Annotated in this window: 14 protein-coding genes; 5 read left to right on the forward strand and 9 right to left on the reverse strand. The window is 65.2% G+C overall.

The window, feature by feature from the left end; genetic code table 11:
- Positions 1–344 precede the first annotated feature (344 nt).
- The gene (locus tag PEP31012_RS13220; RefSeq protein WP_150589795.1) at positions 345–1,250 is read right to left on the reverse strand and encodes a LysR family transcriptional regulator; all 906 of its coding nucleotides are present in this window, start codon (positions 1,248–1,250) and stop codon (positions 345–347) included.
- A 139-nt stretch (positions 1,251–1,389) separates the two neighbouring features.
- Between PEP31012_RS13220 and PEP31012_RS13225 the strand changes: the two genes are divergently transcribed.
- From PEP31012_RS13225 to PEP31012_RS13235, 3 genes are read left to right on the forward strand one after another with little or no spacing between them, the layout of a single operon-like run.
- The gene (locus tag PEP31012_RS13225) at positions 1,390–1,602 is read left to right on the forward strand and encodes a tautomerase family protein (RefSeq protein ID WP_150589796.1); all 213 of its coding nucleotides are present in this window, start codon (positions 1,390–1,392) and stop codon (positions 1,600–1,602) included.
- Positions 1,599–2,429 (forward strand): 2-keto-4-pentenoate hydratase, encoded by an 831-nt coding sequence (locus PEP31012_RS13230; protein WP_150589797.1) that lies wholly within the window; start codon positions 1,599–1,601, stop codon positions 2,427–2,429. The genes PEP31012_RS13225 and PEP31012_RS13230 overlap by 4 nt, the downstream gene beginning before the upstream one ends.
- Positions 2,426–3,187, forward strand: a complete 762-nt coding sequence (locus PEP31012_RS13235; RefSeq protein ID WP_150589798.1) for a 2-keto-4-pentenoate hydratase — start codon at positions 2,426–2,428, stop codon at positions 3,185–3,187. Before PEP31012_RS13230 ends, PEP31012_RS13235 begins: the two co-directional genes overlap by 4 nt.
- Positions 3,188–3,312: 125 nt before the next feature.
- On the opposite strand, the gene ribD is transcribed toward PEP31012_RS13235, so the two are convergent.
- The 5 genes from ribD to hemL form a co-directional block, all read right to left on the reverse strand.
- Positions 3,313–4,410 carry a bifunctional diaminohydroxyphosphoribosylaminopyrimidine deaminase/5-amino-6-(5-phosphoribosylamino)uracil reductase RibD gene (gene ribD / locus PEP31012_RS13240; protein WP_150589799.1) on the reverse strand — a complete coding sequence of 366 codons (1,098 nt, stop codon included), beginning with the start codon at positions 4,408–4,410 and terminating at the stop codon, positions 3,313–3,315.
- Positions 4,411–4,416: 6 nt separating this feature from the next.
- A complete protein-coding gene (locus PEP31012_RS13245; protein WP_174978233.1) occupies positions 4,417–4,956 on the reverse strand; it encodes a TPM domain-containing protein in 540 nt (179 codons plus the stop codon).
- 5 nt (positions 4,957–4,961) lie between these two features.
- The gene (locus tag PEP31012_RS13250) at positions 4,962–5,999 is read right to left on the reverse strand and encodes a TPM domain-containing protein (protein ID WP_150589801.1); all 1,038 of its coding nucleotides are present in this window, start codon (positions 5,997–5,999) and stop codon (positions 4,962–4,964) included.
- Between the two features lie 10 nt (positions 6,000–6,009).
- A complete protein-coding gene (locus tag PEP31012_RS13255; RefSeq protein ID WP_150589802.1) occupies positions 6,010–6,624 on the reverse strand; it encodes a LemA family protein in 615 nt (204 codons plus the stop codon).
- Positions 6,625–6,708: 84 nt separating this feature from the next.
- Complete coding sequence (hemL, locus tag PEP31012_RS13260; RefSeq protein WP_150589803.1) at positions 6,709–8,013, reverse strand: glutamate-1-semialdehyde 2,1-aminomutase; 1,305 nt, start codon at positions 8,011–8,013, stop codon at positions 6,709–6,711.
- A gap of 131 nt (positions 8,014–8,144) precedes the next feature.
- On the opposite strand from hemL, the gene rnk reads away from it, so the two are divergent.
- Positions 8,145–8,570, forward strand: a complete 426-nt coding sequence (gene rnk, locus PEP31012_RS13265; RefSeq protein ID WP_150589804.1) for a nucleoside diphosphate kinase regulator — start codon at positions 8,145–8,147, stop codon at positions 8,568–8,570.
- A 180-nt stretch (positions 8,571–8,750) separates the two neighbouring features.
- Here the strand turns inward: rnk and PEP31012_RS13270 are convergent, their stop codons facing one another.
- Positions 8,751–9,353, reverse strand: coding sequence for a phosphatase PAP2 family protein (locus tag PEP31012_RS13270; RefSeq protein ID WP_174978234.1), 603 nt, complete (start codon positions 9,351–9,353; stop codon positions 8,751–8,753).
- 718 nt (positions 9,354–10,071) lie between these two features.
- Here PEP31012_RS13270 and mgtA point away from each other — a divergent pair.
- Entirely contained in the window at positions 10,072–12,813 is a 2,742-nt protein-coding gene (gene mgtA, locus PEP31012_RS13275) for a magnesium-translocating P-type ATPase (RefSeq protein ID WP_150589806.1), read from the forward strand.
- Positions 12,814–12,936: 123 nt separating this feature from the next.
- On the opposite strand, the gene PEP31012_RS13280 is transcribed toward mgtA, so the two are convergent.
- Both PEP31012_RS13280 and dapA read right to left on the reverse strand, forming a co-directional pair.
- Positions 12,937–13,464, reverse strand: coding sequence for a hypothetical protein (locus tag PEP31012_RS13280; RefSeq protein WP_150589807.1), 528 nt, complete (start codon positions 13,462–13,464; stop codon positions 12,937–12,939).
- 49 nt (positions 13,465–13,513) lie between these two features.
- On the reverse strand, positions 13,514–14,395 hold the full coding sequence (dapA, locus tag PEP31012_RS13285; RefSeq protein WP_150589808.1) for a 4-hydroxy-tetrahydrodipicolinate synthase: 882 nt from the start codon (positions 14,393–14,395) through the stop codon (positions 13,514–13,516).
- Position 14,396: the final 1 nt, after the last annotated feature.

Here is a 14,396-nt window from a genome sequence, read left to right on the forward strand (position 1 = left end):
GGCTCACTCCTGCCGCAGGCGACAGAAACGATGCGTCATAGTAGCGTAATCCATCATTAAATTGGTACAACTATCCAATGGTGTCGATAAACCTGCATGAATAAAGCGTTTCGAAGGCGTTGGATGATAAAAATAAGAGTCGTCACAGCAATGCTGCGTAGTACTACGTAGATTGCAGGATGAATAAATCGGAGGTGAATCGACAAGGCGGGGACGGGTCGGCGCCAACGGCCAAGGTGGAGGACGATGTCGGAACAGGACATTTTGGAGGCAATTCGCTCGTCATTGACATTCAATCCGGACGGTTTGCCTCCGATCTCGGGTAGGCCGGATCGACCGAAGCGCTACATCGCCAAGACGTGACGCCGATTGCGCGAGCGTCGAATGAGCGCGAGAAAGGCGTTGAGAATCGGGGAATCGTCGTCGTGCCGGTACATGCAGTTCAGTTCGATGGCGCGCAGATGCCGCGATTTCAGTGGCCGATACACCACGCCGGGCAACCGCAGGTTCGCCGCCGACTCCGTCGTCACGCAGACGCCAAAGCGGCTCGCGACCAGCGCGATCGACGTCACCACATCCTCCACTTCCTGCTCCACGCGCAACGTCACCCCCTCGGCCCGAAACGCGGCGGCGACTTCCTCGGCGAGTCCCGCGACCGGGGCATTCGGGTAGAGGATCATGCGCTCGTGATCGAGATCGGCCAGGGTGAGCGAGGCGCGTTCGCAGAGTGGATGGCCCTCGTAGAGCGCGACGAGAAACGGCTCGCGATGAATCCAGTCGACAACGAGATCCGGTTCGTCGGGAATCAGCCGATTGAAGCCGATGGCGATGCGCCGCTCGCGCAGCGCCGCGATTTGGTCTGTCTTCGACAGGTTGTGCAGCCCGATCTTCACTTCGGGTCGCTCGGTATGAAAGCTCGCCAGCAAGCGCGGAATCGCGTTGAGAATGCCCGAGCTGAAGATGCCGACGTCGAGCCGTCCGATATAGCCTTCGCCGGCCAGGCGAGTCTGTTCCTCGGCACGGCGCGCGAGCGACAGGATGTTCGGCACCTCGGCAAGCAGCGTCTGCCCGGCGGCGGTCAGCGTGGCGCCCTTGGGGGTGCGCACGAAAAGCGGCGTGCCCAACTGGGCTTCGAGCGCGTGAATGTGGCGGGTGAGCGGTGGCTGGGCCATGTTCAGCCGCTGCGCCGCTCGCCCGAAATGACCTTCCTGCGCGACGGCAAGAAAGTAGCGCATTTGCTTGATGTCCATGAAAGGCTCCGTTCCGGCGAAATGAATCAATACCAAAATAGTATCGGAATCTGGAAAAATGGTATTGGACGGTATCCCGCGCCGCGCGCATGATGGCTGCCGAAAGCTCTCTTTTCGGCATTTTCAGGGGGACAGCCTCATGCCAATCGTACAAATCCATTTGGTGGAAGGTCGCGACGACGCCACCGTGAAGGCCTGCGTGAAGGCCGTGGCACGCACCGTGCACGAGACCCTCGGCGCACCGCTCGAATCGATCCGTGTGTATGCGACGCAGGTGCCGGCCGCGCACTGGGCGGTGGGCGAGCACACCAAGGATGAGCCGGCGGCGCCGGCCAAGGCGGACGCCCGATGAGCGCAACCTTACCCCGCGACGCCGCCACGCAAGCGCGTTTGCAGCAGGCGGCCGACGCGCTGCACGAGGCCGGGCGCTCGCGCCGCTTTATCGCCCCGTTGCGCGATACGTATGCACCGCTCACCATCGACGACGCTTACGCCATTGCGCGCATCAACACCGAGCGGCGTCTGGCGGCTGGGCGCCGCATCGTCGGCTGCAAGATCGGATTGACGTCGGTGGCCGTGCAGAAGCAGCTTGGCGTCGATCAGCCGGATTTCGGCGTGCTGTTCGACGACATGGGCTACGGCGATGGCGAGCCGATTCCCGCCTCGATCCTCACGCAGCCGAAGATCGAAGCCGAGATCGCCTTTGTCATCGGCCGTGACCTGAATGTCGACAACCCGGGGCAGCTCGACGTCATCAACGCCATCGAATACGCATTGCCCGCGCTGGAGATCGTCGGCAGCCGCGTGACCGACTGGAACATCCGCATCACCGACACGATTGCCGATAACGCCTCGTCGTCGGCGTACGTGATCGGCAACACGCCGAAGACGCTTGCCGAATTCGATGTGCGGCTGTGCGGCATGGTCATGGAGCGTCGCGGCGAGCCCGTATCCGTCGGTGCGGGCGCGGCCTGTCTGGGCAGCCCGATCAACGCCGTGGTGTGGCTGGCCCGCACGATGGCGGCGGTGGGCACGCCGCTCAAGGCCGGCGATCTGGTGCTTTCGGGCGCGCTTGGCCCGATGGCCTCCGTGATGCCCGGCGATATTTTCGAGACCCGTATCAACGGCCTGGGCTCGGTCCGCGCCGTGTTCGAATCTGCCAGCGAGGCGGCACGATGAGCCACATTCAAGACTACGCAAAGCGGCTGGACGATGCCGCGCACTTCGCGCACGAGATCGAGCAGTTCGATACCGAGAATCGCCTGTCGCTCGATGACGCCTACGCCATTCAGGCCGCCTCGATCGCCCGCCGCACCGAACGCGGCGAGACGCGCGTCGGCGTGAAGATGGGCTTCACCAGCCGCGCGAAGATGATACAGATGGGGCTGTCCGACGTGATATGGGGACGTCTCACGTCGGGCATGCAGGTCGAAGAGGGCACGACCATCAACTTCACACGCTATGTACATCCGCGCGTCGAGCCGGAAATCGCCTTCATTCTCAAGCGGCCGCTCGAAGGAAACGTCACGGGCCCGCAGGCGCTCGCGGCGGTCGAGGCGGTCGCGCCGGCCATCGAGATCATCGATTCGCGCTACAAGAACTTCAAGTTCACCTTGCCGGAAGTGATCGCCGACAATGCGTCGTCGAGCGGTGTCGTGATCGGGGGCTGGCACGATCCGCGTGTCGATTTCTCGAACCTGGGATTGACGATGACGATCAACGGCCGCACCGTGCAGGTGGGGTCGACGGCGGCGCTGCTCGGCCATCCGTTGCGTTCGCTGGTCGCGGCAGCGCGTCTGTCGGCGGCCGCGGGCGAGCCGTTGCAGGCCGGCTGGATCGTGATGGCCGGCGGTGCAACACCGGCCGAATATATCCAGCCAGGCCAGTATGTGTCGGTGGAAATGGAGACGCTCGGTCGCGTGGGTTTCCACGTCTGAGCTTGCAGGAGGGGACATGGCCGGGCGAGGCGAACACGTCCGGCCCTGCAATATGGCACGGGGCGCACTTGAGAGCACGCCCCGTCTTGTTGCGCCTGCGTTCCTCGTGCCAGCCGACCCCGGATTCAGTCGCGTTTGACGCGTGCCATCACCCGCAGATCGCCTTCGATCATGCGCACGTCCGTGAATTTGAGCGCGAGCTTGTCGTCGAGCGACGTGAGCGCGGGCAGATGGAACATGCCTTGCGCGTCACCGACGATGCACGGTGCGAGGTAGGTGAGCAACTCGTCCACACAGTGCTCGCGCAGCAGTGAGCCGTTGAGCTTGTAGCCCGCCTCCACGTGGAGTTCGTTGAGCTGACGCTCGCTAAGGGCGCGCAGCAGTGCCGACAACTCGACCTTGCCGTTCGGATTGGGCAGGTCGAGCACCTCGACCCCCAGGTCGCGCAGACGCGAGGCGCGCGCCGGATCGCCGTTGGCGCAGACCACCAGCGCGTTGCCGTTCGCGAGTACCTTGGCGGTCGGGGAAATCTCGAGACGCGAATCGACGACGATGCGCAGTGGCTGGCGTGTCGTTTCCACCTCGCGCACGGTGAGCGACGGATCGTCCTCGCGCACCGTGCCGATGCCGGTGAGAATGGCGCACGCGCGCGCCCGCCACGCGTGGCCGTCGGCGCGCGCGGCCGGGCCGGTCAGCCATTGGCTCACGCCGTTGTGCAGGGCAGTCTTGCCGTCGAGGCTGGCCGCCACCTTCATGCGGACCCACGGCGTGCCGCGCGTCATGCGGGCGACGAACCCGATGTTCATATCGCGCGCCTCATGCTCCAGCAGTCCGCAGCGCACTTCGATGCCTGCGTCGCGCAGCAGGCTCAGGCCGCGCCCGGCCACGAGCGGGTTCGGATCTTCCATCGCGGCGATCACGCGTTTCACGCCCGCGTCGATGAGTCCCTTCGCGCACGGTGGGGTGCGGCCGTAATGGCTGCACGGTTCGAGCGTGACATAGGCCGTGGCGCCGCGCACCGACTCGCCACGCGTGCGCGCGTCTTTCATGGCCTGCACTTCGGCGTGATCCTGGCCGGCCGGCTGCGTGAAGCCTTCGCCGATGATCCGTCCGTCCTGCACGATTACGCAGCCAACGCGAGGATTCGGCGTAGTGGTGAACATCGCGCGCTCGGCGAGCGCCAGCGCGCGACGCATATAAGAGAAATCCTGTTCAGAGAACATGAGGCGTCAGAGCATCAGCGGCCGGTCGGTCAACGCATTGTCCGGCGCCGCGCCGGCATGGGCCGGCAGGAATTCGCGCGCAATGCCGCGCAGGGTGTTCAGCGCGTCGAGCACGCTCTGGACATAACGTTCGTCACGAAAGCCGGCGCTCATCTGCGCAACGACGGTGTCCCACGTGCGGGGGGATACCAGCGCATCAACGCCCTTGTCGGCGATCAGCTCGATATCGTGATCGGCGATGTTGATGTACAGGAGAATACCCGTGCGCTCGCCCGTATGCGCCACGCCAAGCTGGCGAAACAAGTGAATGGCGCGTTGACGGCAGGTATGCCCGTGCCATACCGCAGCAAGCGGCATGGCCGCTTCGATCACGAGGCGGATCTCGCAGCGGTGCTCCTTTTCGGAATCGCGGATGGCGGCTTCGAGCGCATCGAGCGCTTTGTCCGGGAAGAGCCACCGGGCGTGCGCTCGCCAGGTGCCCAAATGCCGCAGCCAGCGCGAGACATCGTGCGTGTTGTGTTGCGTTGCGATTGCTTCGTTTGCCATCGCCATCACCAGTTCCCCGACGAACCGCCGCCGTCGAATCCGCCACCGCCGCCGCCGCCGAAACCTCCGCCGCCGCCATCGAATCCGCCGCCATCGTTGCGTCCCCAGCCGCCCAGACCGCCCAAGCCGCCACCCACTCCGGCGCCGAAGCCGCCGGCACCGATGCGCCCGCGTCGGCCAGTGAGCACCCGAGAGCGCGGGTCGGTGGGGCCCGCGCCCGGCAGGCCGGGCCCTTGAAACCGCCGGCGGCTCTCCATGAGAACCACCATCCCGATGATGAAGACGATGAACAGCAGCGGCAGGAAATCGGACAGATCCGAGTGCGGCGCGCGCGTCGACGGCAGGTTCGGGGCGGGCAGCGCTTCGTTGTTCATCGCCGCCTCGACCGCCGCGACACCCGCGGCCAGCCCACCGAAGAAGTCACCGGAGCGGAAATGCGGCGCCATCACGTCGCGCAGGATCCGCCCGGAGATGGCGTCGGTGAGCGAGCCCTGCACGCCGCGTCCGACTTCGATGCGCATCTTGCGCAGATCGTTCGGATTGTTCTTGGCGATGAGCACGATGACGCCGTCGTCCACGCCCTTGCGACCCGCCTTCCAGGCATCGGCCACGCGAATGCTGTACTGGTCAATCGTCTCGGGGGCTGTGCTCGGCACCATCAGAATGAAAATCTGACTGCCGCGCTGTTGCTCGTATTGCGCGAGCTGCGTCTCCAGCGCGTTGCGCTGCTCGGGCGTGAGCGTGCTGGTCAGGTCGGTCACGCGTGCGCTCAGGGCGGGGACGGCCACGAGGTCCTCGGCACCCGCCGGCAACGCCAGCAAACCCACACAGATCCAAAACAACGCGCAAAGCGCCCAGAGCGCGCGATGCCCCCAAAGCGCCCATCGCGCCTGCCCACCACGCCCAGAGCGCCCGGAATGGCCGGAGTGCCCTTGGGCAGCGGCGGCGCCGCACACGTCATTCGTCCCCGGACGGCGCAACGGCAACCCGCGGCCTTCGGTGCAAACGTTGCGCAGCGTAGCGTGCGCGCAGAGGGCAGCCATGATGCGTTCCTCAGAACTTGACCGCCGGCGCGGTCGAAATCGCTTTCTCGTTCTCGACCGTGAAGTTCGGCTTCGGCCCGTAACCGAACATCTTCGCCGTCAGGTTGTTCGGGAACTGACGCACGTACACGTTGTAGTCCTGCACGGCCTGGATGTAGCGATTGCGCGCGACGGTGATGCGGTTTTCCGTGCCTTCGAGCTGCGATTGCAGGTCGCGGAACAGGCCGTCGGCCTTCAGGTTCGGATAGTTCTCCGAGACGGCCATCAGGCGCGAGAGCGCGCCAGACAGCTCACCCTGGGCTTGCTGGAAGCGCTTGAACGCCTCGGGGTCGTTGAGCGTCTCCGGCGTGACCGTGATGCTCGTGGCCTTCGCGCGGGCGTTGATCACGTCGGTGAGCGTCGTTTGCTCGTGCGTGGCATAACCCTTGACCGTATTCACCAGGTTCGGCACCAGGTCGGCGCGCCGCTGGTATTGGTTGACGACCTCGCTCCAGGCGGCCTTGACCGCTTCGTCCTTGACCTGGATCTGGTTGTATCCGCAGGCGGACAGCAACGACGTGAGAAGCCCCAGCGCCAGCCAGCGCATCCAGGACTGGCGAAGCTTTGTCGGCAACGACACTTGCATAGTCATTCTCCCTGTAGTGGTCAGACTGGCCGGCTCGCTAGGTGTGCGAAACCCGGCCGAAGACAGACATGCGATCTTCAACGATCAGGCAACGGCCCGGAACGCGTCGCGTGCGGCATCCAGCGTGGCGTCGATGATGGTGTCGTCGTGCGTTGCCGAGACGAAGCCGGCTTCGAACGCGCTCGGCGCGAGGTAGACGCCGCGATCGAGCATCGCGTGGAAAAACTTGTTGAAGCGGGCCACGTCGGACGTCGTGACTTCGGCGAAGCTTTGCGGCACGTTGGCGCGGAAGTACAGGCCGAACATACCGCCGACGCTGTCGCCCGAGAACGGCACGCCGGCCGCCTGAGCGGCGTCGACAAGCCCCGTGACGAGCTTCGACGTGCGCTTGGCCAGATCCTCGTAGAAGCCGGGCGCCTGAATCAACTTGAGCGTCGCGAGACCGGCGGCCACGGCCAGCGGGTTACCCGAGAGCGTGCCGGCCTGGTAGACGCCGCCCAGCGGCGCGAGGTGCGACATGATGTCGCGTCGCCCGCCGAACGCGGCGGCCGGCATGCCGCCGCCGATGACCTTGCCCAGGCACGTGAGATCGGCCGTGATGCCGTAGAGCGCTTGTGCGCCGCCCAGCCCCACGCGAAAGCCGCACATCACTTCGTCGAAAATGAGCACGGCGCCGTGCGCGGTGCACAACTCGCGCAGCGTCTGCAGGAAGTGACGCGAGCCGCGCACGAGGTTCATGTTGCCGGCCACCGGCTCGACGATCACGGCGGCGATCTCACCGCCCTGGCCCGCGAACAGCTCGCGAAGCTGCTCGACGTTGTTGTACTCGAGCACGAGCGTGTCGCGCGTGACTTCGGCCGGCACGCCGGCCGACGACGGCGCGTTGCGCGTCGAATCGGCGAACGTGAGCAGGCCCGAGCCAGCCTTCACCAGCAGGCTGTCGGCGTGGCCGTGATAGCAGCCTTCGAACTTGACGATCTTGTTGCGGCCGGTAAAGCCGCGCGCCAGGCGCAGCGCGCTCATCGTCGCCTCCGTGCCGGAGGACACCAGGCGCACCTGCTCAATGGACGGCACGAGGCTGCAGATGGTCTCGGCCATCACCACTTCGGCTTCGGTAGGTGCCCCGAAGCTGAAGCCCTGCGACATCGCGGTGTGCACGGCGGCCACGACGTCCGGATGCAGGTGGCCGACGATCATCGGTCCCCACGAGCCGATGTAGTCGATGTAGCGCGTGCCTTCGGCGTCCCACATATAGGGGCCTTGGGCACGGGCGATGAAGCGGGGGGTGCCGCCAACCGAGCGGAAGGCGCGCACCGGTGAGTTCACGCCGCCGGGAATGGTCTGCTGGGCGCGCTCGAAGAGGGCGGCATTGGTAGTGTGTTCGGACATGACGTCAGCGTTGTGATCCTAATGCGTCGATTCTAGCGGATGGCGCTCAAGTCCGGGACTTCTCGCAGCGCGGGGGTTCTGTTAGATTGAAGGCCACTCCCTCCACATCAAGGAAAAACAGGCCCACCGACATGTCCATCGTCCATTCGCAACGCCCCTCGATCACTGTCTCCACGCTCGACCTCGAACGCCTCGAAGCGCTCATGGCGCAGGCGCCGCGTGCGGCATTGCCGTATGTGGAGGCACTCGAAACAGAGCTTGCCCGGGCGAGCGTCGTCGAACCGGAGCAGATGCCGGCCGACGTCGCCACGATGAATTCGGTGGTGCGCTATCGTGACCTCGCCGCAGCGCAGGAACATCGCGTGACGCTTGTGTATCCCCAGCATTTGGCGGGCACGCCGAACGGTCTTTCGGTGCTCGCGCCGGTGGGCAGCGCGCTGCTCGGGTTGCGCGTCGGCCAGTCGATCCACTGGCAAGTGCCGGGCGGCCATCGCATCGCGCTGGAATTGCTCGGTATCGATTACCAGCCCGAAGCCGCTGGCGAATACCACCGCTGATCCCCATCTCCGACGCCGTTCTGGGAGATTCGGTTCTCCCGAGTCTCCCCCGCCGTCCCTGCCCGTTCGCAGACCCGTCCCACCGCTTCTCTGCCCCTTCCTGCCGCTTCCTGCGGCGTCCCGCAGGTCTCACCGCTTTCACGGCTTTCGGGGTTCCCGTCGTTTCCCAAGTTCGCCGGCTTAGCGACGCAGCCAGCCGCGCGCGATCGGCCACGCCAGCAAACGGCGATAGAGGCCTTCGAGAATGGCCGCGACGATACGGCTCGTCTCGCGCGCGCCCGCCGTGCGCATGATGAGCGCCACGACAACTGACACCCCCAACGCCCCGAGCATGTCGAGCGGCCAGTGCACGCCGAGATAGACGCGCGCCCAGCACACGGGCAAGGCGCTCAGCAGCAGGATTCGACCGAGCAGGCGCGGCGAGCGCGCGAGCGTGCCCATCAGAACGAACGCCGACGTGAACAGGATCGACGCGTGATTGCTGGGAAAGGCGCTCGTCGGCGCGTGCGGGAGCAGGTTCGTGCCGAAGCCGACGACGAACGGCCGCGGCTCGAACCAGGCCAGGCCGATCACGCCGTTGATCAGCAGCACGAGCCCCACCCCCAGCAGACCGTGCACGGCGCCCTCGCGGTCGCGCCCGCCCGCGAGCCATAGGAGGCTCAGGCCCACCGGGAGCAGGAGAATCAGGTATTTGGCCAGCAGGACGGCGACGGCCAGTTCGCCCTCGCTCACGTTGGGCGAGGCATTGATGGTCAGGAATAGGGCGCGGTTGATCGAATCCATGAAATTCAGAGGCGTGGAAAAGGGCAGGCCAGGTGCCCGGCGCGCCACCGGGCGATGCGCGGTGCCGGTGCCTCGACGGCCGCCGGCCGGCGGTTTGTGACGAAAACATGACAGATTCTGACTGAGCCGATCCCTGCGGGAAAGTTGCATTCGTCATGATTTTGTAACACGGTGAATTGTCACTTTTCTTTCGACGCACTCGGCGGTAAAATCGCGCCGTCATAGCTCTCAGGAGGTCCTTCCGTGGACAGTAGTTCTAGTGGTAGTTGCCGGTCGGCGCAGGTCGACACCATCACCGCGAGTTAGTCCTCGGGATCTTCCCTGCCGCTAACTCGCATAGTCGGGTTGGCGCGCACCTCAGATGCACGTTTCGATTGCCCAATGCCCTTGGCCGCCGCGCCGAAGGGTTTTCTTGGGCCATACCGATAGCGTCCGTCTTTCGTAGCACGCTCCCTAATTTGCTTTACATCTGCCGTTCGGGCTGTCCCGTTGCGCGCAGGGGTTCGTTTTCAGGCCGTTTGCCGTGGGCACCGGTGATGAAAGGCGAGCGTCTCGCGCGCCCGGGGCCGGGCGCGCGACTCGGGCAGTGGCTGCGGGCGCTCGTGCGCCGTAACGATCCGACCGGACACGCGGGCTGAGCCCGCGCGACGACGGTCTCCCAGGCATGGGCGACTGACCGGTGCCCAGCGATATCGACAGTATTTTCAGGATGTATCCGATGCAACAAGCTCTCACGCTCAGCGAGCGACTGATTGCGGTGCTTGGCGCGCGCCTCGGCCTGCGCTTCTTCCGCCGCCGCGACATGCTCGAAACCCTCGATGCGCCCGCACATGGCCACGAGGCACCACCAGGTCTACTCGACGCCGCCCGCGACGCCGGCCCGGATCTGCTCGCCCGTCTGCGCACGACGCGCGAGGGGTTATCCGACGACGAAGCCGCCACCGTACGGGCGCACGTCGGTGCCAACGAAGTCGAGCACGAAAAGCCGCTGCCCTGGTGGCAGCACCTGTTCAACTGCTACCGCAATCCGTTCAACCTGCTGCTCTCGGCATTGGCCGCTGTGTCCTATGCCACCGACGACACCGAGGCAACGATCATCATCGCGTCGATGGTGATCATTTCCACGGTGTTGCGATTCGTGCAGGAGGCGCGTTCCACCAAGGCCGCGGAAAAGCTCAAGGCCATGGTGAGCACGACGGCGACGGTGCTGCGCCGCGAAGTGTTCGGCCAAGAGGGCGCGGAGGTCGACCACGTGCGCCGTCTGGGCCGCATGGGGCGTGAAATTGCGTTGGCCGAACTCGTGCCGGGCGACATCGTGCTGCTTGCGGCCGGCGACATGATTCCGGCGGACGTGCGCATTCTCGCGGCCAAGGATCTGTTCGTCTCGCAATCGGCACTCACGGGCGAGGCACTGCCCGTCGAGAAATTCGCGCACCCGTGCGAATCCGGGGGCAGCAATCCGCTCGCCTATGACAACCTCGCGTTCATGGGGACGAACGTCGTGAGCGGTTCCGCCACGGCCGTCGTCGTGGCTACGGGAGCGCGCACCTTCTTCGGCTCGCTCGCGCAGCGTGTCACGGCGCAGCAGCCGAGCGTGACGTCGTTCCAACAGGGCGTGAACCGCGTGTCGTGGGTGTTGATTCGCTTCATGCTGGTCATGACGCCCATCGTGCTCCTGATCAACGGTTTTACCAAGCACGACTGGCTCGAGGCGTCGCTGTTCGCGCTGTCGGTGGCCGTGGGCCTCACGCCCGAAATGCTGCCGATGATCGTGACGGCCACGCTCGCCAAGGGCGCGGTCGTGCTCTCACGCAAGAAGGTGATCGTCAAGCGGCTCGATGCGATCCAGAACTTCGGCGCGATGGATGTGCTGTGCACCGACAAGACCGGCACGCTCACGCAGGACAAGATCTGTCTCGAGCGTCACACCGATGTCTGGGGCCATGCCTCGGAGGACGTGCTCGAGTACGCCTATCTCAACAGCTTTTACCAGACCGGCCTGAAGAACCTGCTCGACGTGGCGGTGCTCGATCATGCGGAGCTGCATCAGCATCTGGACATCGTGAACCGGTATCGCAAGATCGACGAGATCCCGTTCGACTTCCAGCGCCGTCGCATGTCGGTGGTGGTCAGCGAGAACGGCGATCATCACGAACTGATCTGCAAGGGCGCGGTGGAAGAGGTGATGGCGGTGTGCGACCGCGTACAGCACGGCGCGAACGTCGAGCCGCTCACGCCCGACGTGCTGGCCCGGCTGCGTCGCGTGACTGCCGACCTGAACACCGAGGGGCTGCGCGTGGTGGCCGTGGCGACGCGCCACCTGCCGCCGGTGCGCGAGCGCTATGGCATTGCGGACGAGCGCGAACTCGTGCTCGTCGGGTATATCGCGTTCCTCGATCCGCCCAAGGAGTCGACGGCGCCTGCGTTGAAGGCGCTCGCGGCGGCGGGGGTCCACGTCAAGGTGCTCACGGGCGACAACGATCTCGTGACGGCGAAGGTCTGCCGCGAAGTGGGCCTGCCGGTGAGCGGCTGTGTGCTGGGCGACGACATCGAGGCGATGAGCGACGCCGAACTGGCGCAGACGGTCGAGCGTGCCAATGTGTTCGCCAAGCTCACGCCGTCGCACAAGGAGCGACTGGTGCGCCTGCTGCGCGCGAACGGCCATGTCGTTGGCTTCATGGGCGATGGCATCAACGATGCGCCGGCCTTGCGCGCGGCCGACATCGGCATTTCGGTGGATACCGCCGTGGACATCGCCAAGGAGGCGGCCGACCTGATCTTGCTGGAGAAGAGCCTGATGGTGCTGGAGCAGGGCGTGATCGAGGGGCGTCGCACGTTTGCGAACATGCTCAAGTACATCAAGATGACGGCCAGCTCGAACTTTGGCAACGTTTTCTCGGTGCTGATCGCGAGCGCGTTCCTGCCGTTCCTGCCGATGCTGCCGTTGCAGTTGCTCACGCAGAACCTGCTCTACGATCTGTCGCAGACGACGATTCCGTTCGACAACGTCGATGCCGAGCAACTGACGCAGCCGCAGCGCTGGAATCCGGCGGATCTGTCGCGCTTCATGGTGTTCTTCGGCCCGATCAGTTCGATTTTCGATGTGCTGACGTTCGCGGCGATGTGGCACTGGTTCGGGGCGAACAGCGCCGAGCACCAGACGCTGTTCCAGTCCGCCTGGTTCGTCGAGGGGCTGTTGTCGCAGACGCTCATCGTGCACCTGATCCGCACGCGTCGCATTCCGTTCGTGCAGAGTCGCGCGGCATGGCCGCTGCTGATGATGACGGCCGCCGTGATGCTGATCGGCATCATGCTGCCGATGTCGCCGTTCGCCGACACGTTCAAGATGCAGGCGTTGCCGCTCGCCTACTTCCCGATGCTGGCGGCCATCCTGCTCGCCTACGCCGTGCTCACGCAGATGATGAAAGGCATGTTCGCGCGGCGGTTCGGCTGGCAGTGAACGCGAGCGCGTCGGCCTGACGCGCCACGCCAGCGGCGAGACGATTGCCGCTGGCCTGGACCTCATGCGCTGCGGCGGCGCTCAGTCGTCGACCCAGGTCCCGGACGGGCGGTCGAAATGCGGTCAGATCGAGTGTAGCCGCCTCGCGACGCCAACCGAAGCGCCAGGACCGAGGGCAACCTCCAAACGGCGTTTGGATGACACGGTGATGCCCAGTTCTGTATACAGTGCGTCGAGCGCTTCACGCGTGCCGACGAGCAGCGCCGTCGTTTGCCCGCTGATGTCGGTGACAACGCTCACGAGCGTTTTTCCCTGGCAAGTCTCTCGCGCCGCAACGAAGCGCGTCGAAGTCAGTGCCGCGAGCGTGGCGAAGCGCTCGGCCTGGACGAGGCCGTTGATCTGGAATACCGGTTGTGCGGCGCCCGAGGCGCGCGGTGCGAGCCGTACGTCGAGGCCGTCACGGTGGGCGCCAAGCGCGGTGAACAGTTTGTCGCGTCCCTGCGGACCCAGCGCGCAGCGGTCGCCGTGAACCCATCGTGAAATCGTGTTGCCGGTGACGCCGGTCGCGTATGCGAGTCTGGCCAACGTGGTGCCAGAGAGCTTGATCAACAGACGGGCGATGGTGCGTTGACGCTGTTCGATGTCATCCATGTTGGGTGTGATGTCGTGGCGAGGGGCGAGTTGGTGCCGGCGCTCTCACTCAGAAAGCCATTGTCACTTCCAGCTGAGCATCGATCGTCTTGCGAAGCGCGGCCGTGCATGGCATGTGCGGACGGCGAACCGTTTCCGGGCACAGCCCCAACGACGCAAGCGCGGCTTTGATCGCCACAGGATTGGGCTCGGCAAACAAGCGCCGGATAAGCGGCTTCATGCCGTTGAAGAGCATTGTCGCGTGGACCATGTCGCCCTCGCGTGTGTAGCGCAGCAGCTTCAGATAGAGATCCGGCCGCACATGGGCCGCCGCCGAAATGCATCCGAGCGCGCCGGCGTGCAGTGCAGGCAGCAACTGCATATCGTCACCGCACAGCACACGCATGTCGACCTGCGACGGCAAGTGCGTGAGCGAATGCTCGTCGCACTCCTTGATCGCCGCGAAGGCGCTGTGCGATGCCAACTCGCGGATCGTCTCCACGCTGAGCGTCACGCCGGTACGCAGCGGTACGTTGTAGAGCACAAGCGGTTTGCGCGTCACGGCGGCCAACGTGCGGTAGTGCCAGAGGATGCCGTCTTGCGACGGCCGCAGATAGTACGGCGGTGGCACGAGATAGCCGGCGAGCGGCAGATCGTCGAGGCTGGCAATCTGGCGTGCAGCGTTGGACGTGTCGGCCGCACCGACGCCGGCCAACACCGGCGCATGACCTTGGGCGAGATGGCACGCGGTCTCGACAAGCCAACGGCGCTCGTCGTGGTCGAGCAGTGCACCTTCGCCCGTGGTGCCGGCCACGACGAGTCCGCTGACACCGGCGGCGAGGTAGAAGTCGACCAGACGCGCGAACGCGATGCGGTCGATCTGCGCGCCGTTCGCGCCTGTCATGGGCGTGACGAGGGGAATCCAAACACCTTCGAAGATGGCAGTGTTCATA

The sequence above is a fragment of the Pandoraea eparura genome (assembly GCF_902459725.1).
GTDB classification, from domain to species: Bacteria; Pseudomonadota; Gammaproteobacteria; order Burkholderiales; family Burkholderiaceae; genus Pandoraea; species Pandoraea eparura.